This window comes from Halobaculum litoreum, assembly GCF_030127125.1.
GTDB classification, from domain to species: domain Archaea; phylum Halobacteriota; class Halobacteria; order Halobacteriales; family Haloferacaceae; genus Halobaculum; species Halobaculum litoreum.
Genome location: NZ_CP126156.1, coordinates 270,934 through 285,681 on the forward strand (window position 1 = coordinate 270,934; position 14,748 = coordinate 285,681).

Annotated in this window: 9 protein-coding genes and 2 pseudogenes; 6 read left to right on the forward strand and 5 right to left on the reverse strand. The window is 72.2% G+C overall.

Annotated elements, in window-relative coordinates:
- Position 1 precedes the first annotated feature (1 nt).
- The 4 genes and pseudogenes from P0R35_RS01495 to P0R35_RS01510 all read left to right on the forward strand — a co-directional run bounded on the left by P0R35_RS01495 (position 2) and on the right by P0R35_RS01510 (position 5,285).
- Positions 2 to 727, forward strand: coding sequence for a Cdc6/Cdc18 family protein (locus tag P0R35_RS01495; protein ID WP_284013490.1), 726 nt, complete (start codon positions 2 to 4; stop codon positions 725 to 727).
- A gap of 101 nt (positions 728 to 828) precedes the next feature.
- Positions 829 to 2,622 (forward strand): anaerobic glycerol-3-phosphate dehydrogenase subunit GlpA, encoded by a 1,794-nt coding sequence (gene glpA, locus P0R35_RS01500; protein ID WP_284013491.1) that lies wholly within the window; start codon positions 829 to 831, stop codon positions 2,620 to 2,622.
- Positions 2,612 to 3,888, forward strand: a pseudogene (glpB, locus tag P0R35_RS01505) (glycerol-3-phosphate dehydrogenase subunit GlpB). Before glpA ends, glpB begins: the two are co-directional and overlap by 11 nt.
- Positions 3,889 to 4,043: 155 nt before the next feature.
- Complete coding sequence (locus P0R35_RS01510) at positions 4,044 to 5,285, forward strand: anaerobic glycerol-3-phosphate dehydrogenase subunit C (RefSeq protein ID WP_284014674.1); 1,242 nt, start codon at positions 4,044 to 4,046, stop codon at positions 5,283 to 5,285.
- 23 nt (positions 5,286 to 5,308) lie between these two features.
- On the opposite strand, the gene P0R35_RS01515 is transcribed toward P0R35_RS01510, so the two are convergent.
- From P0R35_RS01515 to ileS, 5 genes are all read right to left on the reverse strand, one after another.
- Entirely contained in the window at positions 5,309 to 5,821 is a 513-nt protein-coding gene (locus P0R35_RS01515; RefSeq protein ID WP_284013493.1) for a hypothetical protein, read from the reverse strand.
- Between the two features lie 141 nt (positions 5,822 to 5,962).
- Positions 5,963 to 7,108 carry a DUF7973 family transport facilitator gene (locus tag P0R35_RS01520; protein WP_284013494.1) on the reverse strand — a complete coding sequence of 382 codons (1,146 nt, stop codon included), beginning with the start codon at positions 7,106 to 7,108 and terminating at the stop codon, positions 5,963 to 5,965.
- Positions 7,108 to 7,587 (reverse strand): low molecular weight phosphatase family protein, encoded by a 480-nt coding sequence (locus tag P0R35_RS01525; RefSeq protein ID WP_284013495.1) that lies wholly within the window; start codon positions 7,585 to 7,587, stop codon positions 7,108 to 7,110. The genes P0R35_RS01520 and P0R35_RS01525 overlap by 1 nt, the downstream gene beginning before the upstream one ends.
- Positions 7,584 to 7,988, reverse strand: a complete 405-nt coding sequence (locus P0R35_RS01530; RefSeq protein ID WP_284013496.1) for an ArsR/SmtB family transcription factor — start codon at positions 7,986 to 7,988, stop codon at positions 7,584 to 7,586. The genes P0R35_RS01525 and P0R35_RS01530 overlap by 4 nt, the downstream gene beginning before the upstream one ends.
- 406 nt (positions 7,989 to 8,394) lie before the next feature.
- A complete protein-coding gene (gene ileS, locus P0R35_RS01535; RefSeq protein ID WP_284013497.1) occupies positions 8,395 to 11,562 on the reverse strand; it encodes an isoleucine--tRNA ligase in 3,168 nt (1,055 codons plus the stop codon).
- Between ileS and P0R35_RS16525 the strand changes: the two are divergent.
- Together P0R35_RS16525 and P0R35_RS01540 are read left to right on the forward strand one after the other, a co-directional pair.
- Positions 11,561 to 12,320: pseudogene (locus P0R35_RS16525) on the forward strand (DUF7500 family protein). The gene ileS and the pseudogene P0R35_RS16525 overlap by 2 nt on opposite strands.
- A 72-nt stretch (positions 12,321 to 12,392) precedes the next feature.
- Positions 12,393 to 14,690 carry an AAA family ATPase gene (locus P0R35_RS01540; RefSeq protein WP_284013498.1) on the forward strand — a complete coding sequence of 766 codons (2,298 nt, stop codon included), beginning with the start codon at positions 12,393 to 12,395 and terminating at the stop codon, positions 14,688 to 14,690.
- The last annotated feature ends 58 nt before the right edge of the window (positions 14,691 to 14,748 follow it).

Genomic DNA, 14,748 nt, shown 5'->3' on the forward strand with positions numbered 1-14,748 from the left:
GGTGCGGGGCGGCGGCCCGGTCGTCGTCGTCGCCGACCACGTCGGGGAGCCGGAGACCGTCGACGTGGGCACCGTCGACGCCCGGCTGTCGGCGATCGCCGACACGTTCGCCTGGCTCGCGATCGGTCGCGACGACCCGAACGCCGTCGGCGTCCCCCGGGAGACGCCCGTGCTCGACGTCGAGCCGTACTCCCGGGCGGCGCTCACCGACCTGCTCGCGGCCCGCGCCGACGCCGGGTTGGGACAGGGCGCGCTGAGCCACGGTGCGGTCCGTCGGGTCGCCGAGTGGGCGGAGGGGGACGCCGGGGTGGCGTTGTCCGCGCTGCTCGGGGCGGTGGAGGCCGCGGCGGCCGACGGCGACCTCGCCGTCGACGCCGCCGGCGTCGACGCCGGGATGGAGGCGGTGCCGTGGCCGTGCGTCCCGCTCGGCCGCGTCCTCGCGCTCCCGGACAACCGGGTCCGGACGCTGGCGTGTCTCGTCGACCTGTCCGCCGCCGACCGCGCCCCCGTCGGGGACTGTGCCGCGCGGATCGCCGACCGCCTCGAGGTGACCGCCTCGACGGTCGAGCGCTTCCTCTACGAACTCGCGGAGGCCGGGATCGTCGAGCGCGTCCGCGTCGACGACCACGACGGCCCCGGCCGGCCGCCCAGCCGGGTGGAGCCGCGGTTCGCGACGCTCGCGTTCCGTCGCCTCTTCAAGCGGCGCTTCGGCGCCGGCGCCGTCTGATCGACCCCGGCGCGGTCCCGCGGTATCTTTACTGTCGCTTCGCGATGACCGATAACGTAATGCCCGACGCGGCCGTGGTCCGTGTCACACGGAGTCACAGTATGAGCGAACGGACCGAGGTGGTCGTGATCGGCGGCGGGTCGACGGGCTGTGGCGTGGCGCGGGACCTCGCCATGCGCGGCGTCGACGTCACCCTCGTCGAGCAGGGCAACCTCACACACGGGACGACGGGGCGGATGCACGGGCTCCTGCACAGCGGCGGCCGCTACGCCGTCTCGGACCAGGCCAGCGCCCGCGAGTGCATCGAGGAGAACCGGGTGTTGCGCGACATCGCCAGCCACTGCGTCGAGATGACCGGCGGGCTGTTCGTGAAGCGACCGGAGGACACCGAGGAGTACTTCCAGCAGAAGCTGGAGGGGTGTCGCGAGTGCGGCATCCCCGCGGAGGTGCTCACGGCCGAGGAGGCGCGCGAGGTCGAGCCGTTCCTCGCGGGCGACATCGACAAGGCCATCGAGGTGCCCGACGGCGCCATCGACCCCTTCCGGCTGTGCGTCGCCAACGCCGCCGACGCCGAGGAACACGGCGCCCGCGTCGAGACGCACTCCCCGGTGACGGACGTGCTCGTCGAGGACGGCGAGATCGTCGGCGTCGAGGTGACCCACGAGTCCGGGCCGGGCGTGCGCGTCCACGGGACGGAGGGCGGCACCGAGGCGATCTACGCCGACCACGTCGTGAACGCGACGGGGGCGTGGGCCGGTCGCATCGGCGACATGGCCGGCGTGAACGTCGAGGTCCGGCCGAGCAAGGGCGTGATGACGGTGATGAACGTCCGCGAGGTCGACACGGTGATCAACCGCTGCAAGCCGAAGGGCGACGCCGACATCGTCGTCCCCCACGAGACGACCTGCATCCTCGGCACGACCGACGAGGAGGTCGACGACCCCGAGGACTACCCCGAGGAGGCGTGGGAGGTCGACCTCATGATCGAGGAGCTGTCGAAGCTCGTGCCGATGCTCGAGGACGCCCGCACCATCCGGTCGTACTGGGGCGTGCGGCCGCTGTACGAGCCGCCGGGCACCGGGACGACCGACCCGACGGACATCACGCGCGACTTCTTCCTGCTCGACCACGCCGACCGCGACGACCTGCCCGGGATGACGTCGATCGTCGGCGGGAAGTTCACCACCTACCGGCTGATGGCCGAGAAGATCTCCGACCACGTCTGCGATCTCTTGGGCGTGGACGCCGACTGCGAGACCGCCGACGTCCCCCTCCCCGGCAGCGATGACTTCACCGTCCTCCGCGACTACATGGACGAGTTCGGCCTGCGCTCGCCGATCGGCCGCCGCAGCATGCAGCGGCTCGGCAGTCGGGCCGACGAGGTGCTGCGGACGGACGAGCCGAACCCGGTCGTCTGCCAGTGCGAGGCGGTCACCCGGGCGGAGCTTCGGGACGCGATCGACCAGTCCGGCACCGACCTGAACGCGGTCCGCCTGCGGACCCGGGCGTCGATGGGCAACTGTCAGGGCGGCTTCTGCGTCCACCGGATGGCGAACGACCTGCGCGAGTACGGCGGCTACGACCGCGCGACCGTCGACGCCGCGCTCGACGAACTGTGGCAGGAGCGCTGGAAGGGCCAGCGCCACGCCCTGTGGGGGCGACAGCTCTCGCAGGCGATGCTCAACCACCTGCTGCACGCGACGACGATGAACCGCGACGGCGCCGCCCCGGAGGACTTCGCGGCGTTCGACGCGGGCGAGGCCGACGGGGCGCCCGCCGGCGTCGACGGGCCTGGCGACGCCGCGGGCGCGACCGCGCCCGACGGCGGGGTGCCGGTCGACGCCGGCGCGGACGAGGCGGACCGGCCCGACGGGGGTGACGCGGGTGGCGATTGAGGCGGACGTGGTCGTCGTCGGCGGCGGCCTCGCCGGCGCGACGGCGGCGCTGGCGGCCGCCCGCGAGGGCGTCCACGTCCACCTGATCTCCGCCAAGGAGAGCACGCTCCGGCAGGCGAGCGGGCTCGTCGACGCGCTCGGCTACCCCGACCCCGACGGCCGCTCGGCGCCGGTGGCGGACCCGTTCGACGGCGTCGACGACCTCCCCGAGTCGCACCCGTACCGCGTCGTCGGCGCGGACGCGCTCCGCGAGGGGCTGGCGCTGTTCGACGGCGCCGTCGGCGACCTGTACCGCGGCGGGCACACCGACCGCAACGCGCTCGTGGCGACGACCTCCGGGCGCGCGAAGCCGACCGCGCGCTACCCCGGAGCATGGCGCCGGGACTCGCCAGCGACGACCGCTCCACGCTCCTCGTCGGGTTCGAGGCGGCGACGGACTTCGACGCGCCGCTGGCGGCCGACCGACTGACGGCCGCGGGCGTCCCGTTCGACGTCGAGGGCGCCACGGTCGCGTTCCCCGGCGAGTACCGCGCCGACGCCGCGGTGACGCGGCTGGCGCACGCGCTGGAGCGCGACGAGGACGCCGGCGAGGGGCGCTCGACCCGGCAGCGGCTCGCCGACCGCGTGCGCCCGCACCTCGGCGACGCCGAACGGGTCGGCTTCCCGGCGATACTCGGCGACGCACACGTCGAGGACGTCCGGGCGGACCTGTCGGAGCGCCTCGACGCCGAGGTGTTCGAGATCCCGACGGGGCCGCCGAGCCTCCCCGGGATCCGACTGGAGGACCGGCTGTTCGAGGCGCTCGACGAGGCGGGCGTGTCGATGACGACCGGGAACCCGGTCGTCGACCACGAGACGGACGCGGACGGCCGGATCGAGCGCGTGTACATCGACCGCAACGGGGCGCGGATCCCGTACCGGGCCGACGCGTACGTGCTCGCGACCGGCGGGCTCGTCGGCAAGGGCGTCGACTCGGACCGCGACGGGCCGCGCGAGGCGGTGTTCGGCTGTCACGTCCCCGCGCCCGACGACCGGATGGCGTGGTCCGGGGAGGGGGCGTTCGCCGACCACGCGTTCGCCCGGTTCGGCGTCGACCCGGACGACCGACTCCGGCCGCTCGACGCGGGCGGATCGCCGGAGTTCGCGAACCTGTTCGCCGCCGGCGGCGTCGTCGGCGGCGCGGACGTGGCGCGGGAGAAGTCGGCCAGCGGCGTCTCGCTGGCCACGGGGCTGGTCGCGGGTCGCACCGCGGCGGAGGAAGCATGAGCGACGGACACGACACACACCACACGGACGACGACTGCGGCTGTAGCGACGCGGAGGCGACCCGGCCGGCCGGCGAGGGCGCCGTGCCCGACGGCGGCACCGCCACGGAGGCCGGCGGCGAGTTCGAACCGGTCGACGTGTTCGACGGCTCGGACATGGACCTCCGGCCGGGCGCCGACTCCTGTTACAAGTGCACCTCCTGTGACACCTCCTGTCCGGTCGCGGAGGTGGACGACTCGTTCCCCGGGCCGAAGTTCCAAGGGCCCGAGCAGTGGCGCCTCAAGCGCAAGGAGGACACCGAGATCGACGACTCGATCATGGGCTGTTCCAACTGCATGCGCTGTGACGGCGCCTGTCCCTCGGACGTCCCCCTCTCGCAGATGCACAACAGCGCCCGCGGGGAGTACGTCGACAACCAGATGGACAAGCTCTCGCGGGAGTACATTCGGAACCGCATCCTCGCGAACTACGGCACGCTCGCCCGCGTCGGCTCGAAGGTGCCCCGCCTGACGAACGCCGTGATGGGGAACTCGCTGGTCCAGAAGATCAACGAGAAGGTGCTGGGCATCACCGCCGAGCGCGACTTCCCGGAGTTCGCCGACGAGACGTTCCGCTCGTGGTGGAAGCGGCGCGGCGGGCCGAAGGTCCACAGCGAGGAGAAGCGGATCGCGTACTTCCACGGCGACTACGCCAACTACAACACCGTCGAGGTGGCGAAGGCGCTCGTCCGCGTGTACGAGGAGTTCGGCTACGAGATCCTCGTCCCCGACCAGCGCTGCTCGGGCACGCCGATGTTCGCCAACGGGATGTTGGACGACGCGCGCCGCTCCGCGAAGGTGAACGTCGAGAACCTCGGCGACGCCATCGAGAACGGGTACGACGTCGTCGCCTCCTGCACCTCCTGTTCGATGGCGCTCCGGCAGGAGTACCCCGAGCAGTTCGACCTCGACGGCACCGAGACGGTCGCCGCGAACACCTACGACGCCTTGGAGTACCTCCTCGTCCACGAGAACGTCATCGACCCCATCCGCGCGGTCGACGGCGACCAACTCGACCTCCCGGACTTCGCGTACCACGCGCCGTGTCACTCCCGCAATCAGGGGCTCGACCGACAGGCGGTGGAGCTGTTCCGCCACCTCGACGGCGTCGACGTGGAGGACGTCGGCGACTCCTGTTCGGGAATCTCGGGGACGTACGGCTGGAAAGAGGAGAAGTACGACTACTCGATGGAGATCGGCGAGGAGATGTTCGAGCACATGGAGCACGCGGAGGGGGAGACGGGCATGACGGAGTGTCCGACCTGCTCGATGCAGATGGAGCACGGGACGGGCTACGAGATCAACCACCCGCTGGAAGTGCTGGAGAAGGCGTTGGTCGACACCGACGTCGAGGTCTGAGCCGGCGCTCCGCTCGGTTGCCGTCAGCGCGTTTTTCGGTCATCCACCGAGGTGGAGTCCGAACGTATCGGAACTCTCCGTCGAAGTAGGATCAGGACGATGCCGCCGACGGTCCCGACGGGGACCGCGACGACGCTACCAAACGCGAAGATTGCGAGGATGAACCACAGCGCAGTCGGATCGGTGTAGGCAAGCGCGAGCCGGGACAGCGACACTGGACTCTCTGACAGCGCGTTGTAGATGATGGGGCCTATGCCGAAGAGCCACACCACGAAGGTGAGCAGGACGGAGACCACCCCGAACAGCGTCCCCCGCAGAATCGTCGGTTTGGCGGGACGCTCGACGACGAGCCACCAACAAAGGGCGCCGGAGATCCACGCCGCGAGCGCCACCGGGAGTAGGGGCTCCCAGTCAAGAGATTCGATGATGACGAGTGCGAGGAGAGTCCCCAGAACGCAGTCGGTGAACGCCGCGAGGAGCACCCAGAATCGAGGAGTGCGGTATCCCCACGTCGAACGGATCGAGGAACCGGCCATCCATCGGCAGTACACTCCCCACTCGGTTGGTTAGTCGGGTAGTACAGCCGCGATTCGAAGGGTTCACAGTACCTACGTGCCGGATTTCGACCCACTGCTTCGCACGTCGATCCGAATACCGAACCGCCGCCTCGTCCCGACTTACCCCAGCGGGATCCACGCGCTCGCCGGCACCACGCCGAGCCACGCGAGCACGCCGATGGCGAGCGACGAGACGACGATGCTCGCGGCGGGCGGGTCGAGGTGGGTCTCCGAGTGCGCGAAGAAGACGCGCTGGAGCAGTTCGCCGGCCAGCGCGCCGAACACGCCGAACGCGCCCGCGACGAGCAGCGCGACCGTCATGGACACGTCGCCGGCGACGGCGCTCGGGACCACCGTCCCGCGCTCGGCGCCCGCGAGCGCGAGCACCACGGTACTCGCCGGCAGCGCCATGTGGTGGGTGACGGGAATGCGGGCGGTGCCGCCGATCAGGAACACGAGCGCGGCGACGCTGATCCCGAACGCGAGGAACGCGCTCCCGGTGAGGTAGGCGGCGTACCCCGAGAGCACGCCGACCACGGCCCCGAGGCCGATCACGTCGCGCCAGCGGTAGAGGTACGGGAGCCACGGCTCGACCCGGATCGGGTCGTCGGCGCCGTCGCGGACGCGGGGCGTCGCCGCGGCCGTGGCGCCGCCGTCGGCGACCGCCTCGGTCGGCTCCCCGTCGACGGCGTCGCTCGCGGGCCCGCCGCCCGGGAGTCCCACGAGCCCGTCGCCGCGCTCGAACGGCGTCATGTCGAGCAGTTTCGAGACGGGCGCGCCCACGAGGCTGTAGCCGAACGCCGCACGGTGTGCGAGCGCCGACAGCACGACGCCGAGCGCGACCGGGTCGGTCGGGACGCCCAGCGAGCCGGAGACGGTCGCGACCGCGAACCCGAACACGCCGAAGGCGCCGCCGACGGCGAGCACGTCCGGGCGGCTCCCGACGCCGACGGTGACCTCCTTGGCGGGGTGGTAGTCGAAGCCGGGCGTCTCGACGTACCCCTTGTGTACGGCGTACGCCAGCGCCGCGGCGCCGCCGCCGAAGGCGACGTGGGGGCCGAGCACGACGCCGAAGGCGACGTCGCCGGTGACGTTCACCGGGACGGCGCCGCCGGCGGCGCGGGTCGCCAGCGCGTACAACTCGCCGGCGATGACGACGAAGCCGCACAGCACGAACGTGTTGAGCGCCCCGAGCGCCGCGCCGAACGCGCCGCCGGCGAACGCGGCGATCAGGAGTTCGACCGCGAGCAGGTCCGTCAGCGGCACTATTCGTCCGCCCCGTCCGCGTCGCCCTCGGCCTCGCCGAACGCCTCGTCGAACAGGTCGACCACGAGCCCCTCGATCTCGTCGCGGATCGCGGCGACCTCCGCGGGCGACTTCCCGTCGGGGTCGGTGAGGGCCCAGTCGCGCGCCCGCACCGTGTCCGCCAGCGACAGCGTCGAACAGCCCATCGTGGCGACGTAGTCGCACTCGTTCAACTGCTCGTCGGTCAGTCGCTGCGGCGTCCGGCCGGACACGTCGATGCCGACCTCGGCCATCGTGTCGACGACCTCCTCGTGGACGTGGTCGGCGGGGTGGGTGCCGCCCGTCAGCAGTTCGACGCGGTCGCCGAGCCCGCGGCGCTCGGCCTCGCGTTGCGCGAACGCGTACGACATCTGGGAGCGGCCGGCGTTCTGGACGCAGACGAACGCGAGGCGGACGGGGTCGTCGCCCGCGCCGGCGTCGGCGTCGGCGTCGGCGCTCATTCCGCCACCCCGCGGGTCGCGTCGAGCGCGTCCAGCAGCGCCTCCGCGCGGTCGGTGGTGTCGTAGTAGCGCCACTTCCCCTCCTTGCGCCGCGTCGCCAGCCCGGCGTCCGTCAGGGTCGACAGCCCGTGGCTGACGGCGGACTCGCTCACGTCCACGAGCGGCTCCAGCTCGCAGACGCACAGATCGCCGTCGGCCGCCGCGAGCAGCCGCGCGAGCCGGTAGCGCGTGTCGCTCCCCAACGCCGACAGCGCGTCGACGTCGGCCGCGCCCGCGCCCTCCTCGACGCTCGCCCCCGCGGCCAGCGCGCGCAGGTCCGCCAGTCGGTCGTCCACGTCGGCCGCGCAACACTCGCCCACCTCGTCGGCGATGAGGCGTTCGAGTCGCTCGGTTGTAGCCATACGAACGCTTGCAGAACTGTTCATATGAACGTGGCGGTCGCGTCGCTCGGGAGCGCTCCGGAGGGTTCCCGAGCGATTGGAAGTACCGGCGGCGTTGAGGTAGCTCCGCGGCGAAGGCACAGTCGCCGGCGCGTCGGGCGTGGTCCGCGCGCACGGCACGGGAGACCGTTCCGTTCCAGTTCGCTCTCGACGTGCGGCCCGCCGGCCACCGATCGAGTGGTGTCGGTGGCCGCGGCCGCCATACCCCCCTCACGCCGTCAGTTCCGTCGAGCGACCGCCCTTCGGAGAGCGGACCTGCCGCCGTTTCCGGTCGCCTCGCTGTGCTCGGCGGTGGGTGTGTTCGTGGGCGGCTCGGCCCGGAGACCTCGCCGCCGGCGCGCGTCGCCTCGCTGTGCTCGGCGACGCGTCAGTCGTCGGCGGGCGTCTCCGCCTCCGCCCGCGCGACGCCGATGGTCACCGGGACCCCCTCGACGGTCCACTCCTCGACGAGGTCGAACTCCCCGTCGTCGACGAACGCGTCGGCGCGCGTCTCCTCGGCCACGTACTCGCGGTGCTCGTCGACGAAGCCGGCGACGCGGTCGTCGCCCACGTCGACGGAGACGCGGATGCGCTCGTCGACGTCGAGGTCGAGTTCCTTGCGCATCTCCTGGATACGCCGCACGACGTCGCGGGCGTACCCCTCGGACTCGACGTCCTCGGTGAGCTCCGTGTCGACGTACACGGTGCCGCCGTCGAACTCCGCGCTCACGACGCCCTCGGGCGCCTGCGAGTGGAACGAGATCATCTCCTCGTCGAGCTCGTACACCTCGCCGTCGACCTCGACCGCGAGGCGACCGCTCTCCTCCAGTTCCGCCCGGGTCGTCCCCTGGATGGCGGTCATGACCTCCTGGGCGTCGCCGCCGAAGGCGGGGCCGAGCTTCGACATCTCCGGCTCGGCGACCTCGACGAGTTCGCCGTAGGAGGCGACGACCTCGACCGACCGGCTGTTCACGCGGTCGGCCAGCAGGGCGCGGAGGTTCCCCACCGACTCGCGGACCGCCCCGTCGTCGCTCTCGACGACGACGCGCGTGACGGGCCAGCGGAGCTTGCGTTCGGCGCGCTGGCGGGCGTTCGCCGCGGCCTCCTCCACGTCGCGCAGGACCGCCATGTCGGTCTCCAACTGCTCGTCGCGGAGGGCGTCGTCGACCGCGGGGTACTCGAGCATGTGGACCGTCGTCGCCCCGCCGTCGAGGTGCTGGTACATCCGCTCGGTGAGGTACGGCGCGTACGGCGCGAGCAGGCGCGTCACCTCGCCGAGCACGGTCGCCATCGTGTCGTAGGCGGCCCGCTTGGAGGCGCTGTCCTCGTCTTCCCACATCCGCTCGCGGATCGCCTTCACGTAGAAGCGCGACACGTCCGTCGTGACGAAGTCGAGCAGGGCGTTCAGCGCGTCGTCGACCTCGTAGTCGTCCCACGCGTCCGCCATCTCGGCTTTCACGGTCTGCAGGCGCGACAGCACCCACTCGTCGACGACGTCGAGGTCGGCCGCGTGGACGTCCGGCTCGGCGGGGTCGTAGCCGTCCAGTTGCATGTACGGCAACGGGAAGCGGAACACGTTCCACAGGATGTTGAGCGTCGACTGCATCTCGTGGAGGCCGTCCCACTCGAACGCGAGGTTCTTCTCCTGCTGCTCGTGGCTCAGCAGGTAGCAGCGGAGGGGGTCGCGCCCGGCGGCGTCGATGGCCTCCTCGGGCTCGACGATGTTCCCCTTCGACTTGGACATCTTCGAGCCGTCGCCCATCGTCGTGAACCCGTGCATCAGCACCTCGCTGTACGGCGACTCGCCGAGCGCGGCGGTGCCCATGCCGAGCTGGGACCAGAACCACCCGCGCGTCTGGTCGTGCGCCTCCACGATGAGGTCGGCGGGCCACAGCTCCTCGAAGTCGGCCTCGTCGCCGGGGTAGCCGATGGTGCCCAGCGTCGCCACCGACGAGTCGAACCACACGTCGAACACGTCGGGGACGCGCTCGTAGGTGGTGCCGTCCTCGGTGATGGTGAGGTCGTCGACCGACGGCCGGTGGAGGTCGATGGTGTCGGGGTCGACGTCCTGGTCGACCCGCTCTGCGAGCTCCTCGCGCGTGCCGACGACGATCAGGTCCGCGGCGTCGTACTGGTCGGCGTCCTCCGGCACCCAGATGGGCAGCGGGATGCCCCAGTAGCGCTGGCGGGAGACGTTCCAGTCGGGCGCCTCCTCGACGAAGTTGCGGAAGCGGCCCTCGCGGGCGGAGTGGGGGTGCCACTCGGCGTCGTCGATGTTGTCGAGTAGCTCCTCTTTGATCTCGGTGATCCGGATGAACCACTGGTCGGTCGCGAGGAAGACGATGGGGGTGTCACACCGCCAGCAGTGCCCGTAGCTGTGCTCGTGGGTCTCGCTGGCGAGCAGGTGTCCCTTCGCGTCGAGGTCGGCGATGATGTCGTCGTTGGCGTCGCGGACGAACTCGCCGGCGTACTTCCCGGCGAGGTCGGTGTACACGCCGTCGCCGCCGACGGGGCAGAACGCCTCGAGCCCGAGTTCCGACCCGCGCTCGAAGTCCTCCTGCCCGTGGCCGGGCGCGGAGTGGACGAGCCCCGTGCGGTCGGCCTCGACGTAGTCGGCGGTGTACACCTGGCCGGCGCCCTCGAAGCTCGGGTGCTCGGGCACCTCCTCGGCCAGCGGGTGGTCGTACGTCCAGCCGACCAGCTCCTCGCCGCTGTACTCGTCCACGACCGCGAAGTCGTCGTAGCGGCCGCGCCGGAGGGCGTCCTCGACGGTGGACTCCGCGAGGAACAGCGTCTCCGTCTCGCCGTCCTTGGTCGCCTCGACCTGCTGGTACGTGAGGTCGGCGCCGACGGCGACGAACGTGTTCGCGGGGATGGTCCACGGCGTCGTCGTCCAGATGACGAGGCTCCCCTCGCGGTCGCGGAGGGGGAACTTCACGTAGATGGAGGGGGACTCGATGTCCTCGTACTCGACCTCGTTGTTGGCGATGGCCGTCTCACACCGGGGGCACTGCGAGATGGAGCGTTTCCCCTGCTCGACGAGGCCGCGCTCGTGGACCTGCGACAGCGCCCACCACGCCGACTCCATGTACTCCGGCTCGATGGTCTGGTACGGGTCGTCCCAGTCCATCCAGGCGCCGATGGACTGGAAGTCCTCGTCCATGTTCTCGCGGTTGCGGACGGCGAACTCCCGACACTCCTCGATGAAGTTCTCCATGCCGAACTCCTCGATGTCCCGCTTCGTCTCGAAGCCGAGCTCCTGCTCCACCTTCGTCTCGATGGGGAGCCCGTGCATGTCGTAGCCGGGCCGGTCGGTCACGTCGTGGCCCTGCATCCGGAGGTAGCGGATGACCGTGTCCTTGAGGGTCTTGTTCCACGCCGTCCCCAGGTGCATCTGCCCGGTCGTGTACGGCGGGCCGTCGACGAAGAAGAACGAGGGGTCGTCGGCGTGGGCCTCCTTCGTCACCTCGTAGGCGTCCGTCTCGTCCCAGCGCTCGGAGACGGCGGCCTCCACCGCCTCCGGCGTGTACTGGTCCGAGATGTCGCTGTCGTCCATGCACGGTGTGAACCGGCGCGAGGTTATCAAGTCGGTGGTCCACCGTCGGCGGTTCACACGGGACCACACGGGAGGAGCCGCCGGGGCCGCCGGCGCGCCGCCCGGACGCCGCGCCGCTCTCACCCGTGAGAACCGCGGCGGTGCGTTCATACGCCGCCCTCGGCAACCGTCCGACGATGAGCGACGCCGACGACCCGGGGAGGCCGCCGACGGGGAGGGACCGGTCCGCGACGTCGTCCGCGTCGACGGCGACGAGCCCTCGGCGGACGGCGCGGACGGCGGGGACGACGGCCCGCCGGTCGGCCGCGACGGCGTGGTCGACCCCGAGGACCTCGACATCCGGGACCGCGACGGCGTCGACGAGACCGACGACGGGCGTTACGTCATCTCCACCGGCGGCGGCCGCGACGACCGCGTGGACGACGACGACGCAGCCGACCCGACCGTCCCCGAGGCCGACGACTCGCCGGCCACCCCGGCGGAGCGACCGTCGCCCGCCGAGCCGCCGGCCGCCGCCGGGGAGGGGAGGACCCGCTGGCGGCCGTCGCCGCGGAGCGGGCGCGCTCTCGTCGTCGCACGGGTTCGCGCTCGCGGTCGCCGCCGGCGGCGAGACCGACACGCTCCGGGTCGCGTCGGCGGCGCCGACGGACACGCTCGCGACGGCGCTGCGGTGGTACGCCCGCCGGGTCAACCCCGGGGCGCCGCCCGAGGAGACGATCCGCGCGCTGCTCGACGACTCCGATCTGGACGTCCGGTGAGGGCGCGACGCCGTCGGGTGCCCCGCCCGACACGTGGAAAGCGGTAAGCCCCCGCCATTCCAAGCCCGTGCCATGAGCGACGACGACTGGCACGCGCTGACGGTCCGCGGCGCGGCCAAGCGCGACGCCGGACGCGGCATCGCGCGGCTCTCCGACACGACGATGAGTAGGCTCGGGGTGCTCTCGGGCGAGACGGTGGTCATCGCCGGCGAGCGCGAGACGGCGGCGAAGGTGTGGCCCGCCGGCGCGGAGGCCGGCGACGGCGAACTCCTCGTCGACGGCGAGACGCGCGCCAACGCCGGCGCGAAGATCGGGACGCAGGTCCGCGTCCGCAAGGAGCGCGTCGGCGAGGCCGACGCCGTGACCCTGAGCGCGCCGTCGGCGCTCGACGACGTGGACATCGACGCCGACACGCTCGCACGCGCGGCCAAGCGCGACCTCGACGGCCGCCCAGTCAGCGCCGGCGAGCAGGTCCGCCTCGCGCACCTCGGCGGCAACGTGTTCGTCGTCCGCGAGACGCGACCCGAGGGCCCGGTCAAGGTCCACGACGGGACGCGCGTGACCGTCGAGCGGTCGTCGGGGTCGTCCGGGGCGGGGGACGACGCGACGACGGGGAGCCGCGACCGCTCGCGCTCGGGGCCGAACACCACGACCTCGGGGACGGGCGCGTCGGTCGACCTCCCGACGCGGGACCGTCGCGCCGGCGGCGGGGACGACGGCTCGGACGCGGCCGGCGGCACCGACGCCGCACCGGCACCGACCCCGCCCGCCGGCGGCGTCACCTACGAGGACATCGGGGGGCTCGACGAGGAACTCGACCTCGTGCGCGAGACGATCGAGCTCCCGCTGTCGGAGCCGGAGGTGTTCGCCCGCCTCGGCATCGACCCGCCGAAGGGCGTGCTGCTCCACGGCCCGCCCGGGACGGGGAAGACCCTGATCGCGAAGGCCGTCGCCAACGAGGTCGACGCCTCGTTCATCTCGGTGTCCGGCCCGGAGATCACCTCCAAGTACAAAGGCGAGAGCGAGGAGAAGCTCCGGGAGATCTTCGCGCAGGCGAACGAGTCGGCGCCGTCGATCGTCTTCTTCGACGAGATCGACTCCATCGCCGGCCAGCGCGAGGACGGCGGCGACATGGAGAACCGGATCGTCGGCCAGCTCCTCTCGCTGATGGACGGCCTCGACGCCCGCGAGGACGTGATCGTCATCGGCGCGACCAACCGCGTCGACTCCATCGACCCCGCCCTCCGACGCGGCGGGCGCTTCGACCGCGAGATCGAGATCGGCGTGCCCGGGGAGGCGGGCCGCCGGGAGATCCTCGAGGTCCACACCCGCCGGATGCCGCTCGCGGACGACGTGGACGTGGCCCGGCTGGCCGCCCGGACGTACGGCTTCGTCGGCGCCGACATCGACTCGCTGACGACCGAGGCGGCGCTGACGGCGCTGCGGCGCGCGCGCCACGAGGACAGCGAGGTCGACCTCGCGACCGTCGAGGTGACCCGCGCGGACTTCGAGGCGGCGCTGGCGACGGTGGAGCCGTCGGCGATGCGCGAGTACGTCGCCGAGCAGCCGGACACCACCTTCGACGACGTCGGCGGGCTGACCGAGGCCAAGAAGACGCTGGAGCGGGCCGTCGAGTGGCCGCTGATGTACGCGCCGCTGTTCGACGCCGCCGGCGCCGACCCGCCGACCGGGGTGTTGCTGTACGGCCCGCCCGGCACCGGGAAGACGCTGCTGGCGCGCGCCATCGCCGGCGAGTCGGAGGTGAACTTCATCGAGGTCGCCGGCCCGGAACTGCTCGACCGCTACGTCGGCGAGTCCGAGAAGGCGGTGCGCGAGGTGTTCGAGCGCGCCCGGCAGGCCGCCCCCAGCATCGTCTTCTTCGACGAGATCGACGCCATCGCGGTCGACCGCGACGGGATGGGCGGCGACTCCTCGGGCGTCGGCGAGCGCGTCGTCTCCCAACTGCTGACGGAACTGGACCGCGCGAGCGCCAACCCGAACGTCGCGGTGATCGCGGCGACGAACCGGCGGGACGCGCTCGACGACGCGCTGATCCGCCCCGGGCGACTGGAGAGCCACGTGGAGGTCCCCCTCCCGGACGCCGAGGGCCGCCGGAAGATCCTCGCGGTCCACACCGAGCGCACGCCGCTGGCGGACGACGTCGACCTCGACGGCGTGGCCGAAGACACGGAGGGGTACTCGGGCGCGGACCTCACCGCCGTCGTCCGGGAGGCGACGATGCGCGCCGTCGAGCGCGTCGCCGAGGAGTTCGGCGAGGCGGCGAACGACCACGCCGACGCGCTGTCGGTGACGGGCGACGACTTCGCGGCGGCGCTGGAGCGGGTGCGCCCCCACGAGTCGCTCGACTGAGCCGCCGCCGCGGCGGGAACTCGTCCGCGAGTTGTCGTCGCGAACTACCGGCAACACT

What these genes read in the sequence shown, in the direction of transcription:
- P0R35_RS01510 (WP_284014674.1), top strand. Translation starts at nt 4,044, where the DNA reads ATGGACCTCCGGCCGGGCGCCGACTCCTGTTACAAGTGCACCTCCTGT.
- glpA (WP_284013491.1), top strand. Translation starts at nt 829, where the DNA reads ATGAGCGAACGGACCGAGGTGGTCGTGATCGGCGGCGGGTCGACGGGC.
- P0R35_RS01540 (WP_284013498.1), top strand. Translation starts at nt 12,393, where the DNA reads ATGAGCGACGACGACTGGCACGCGCTGACGGTCCGCGGCGCGGCCAAG.
- P0R35_RS01530 (WP_284013496.1), bottom strand. Translation starts at nt 7,988, where the DNA reads ATGGCTACAACCGAGCGACTCGAACGCCTCATCGCCGACGAGGTGGGC.
- P0R35_RS01525 (WP_284013495.1), bottom strand. Translation starts at nt 7,587, where the DNA reads ATGAGCGCCGACGCCGACGCCGACGCCGGCGCGGGCGACGACCCCGTC.
- ileS (WP_284013497.1), bottom strand. Translation starts at nt 11,562, where the DNA reads ATGGACGACAGCGACATCTCGGACCAGTACACGCCGGAGGCGGTGGAG.
- P0R35_RS01515 (WP_284013493.1), bottom strand. Translation starts at nt 5,821, where the DNA reads ATGGCCGGTTCCTCGATCCGTTCGACGTGGGGATACCGCACTCCTCGA.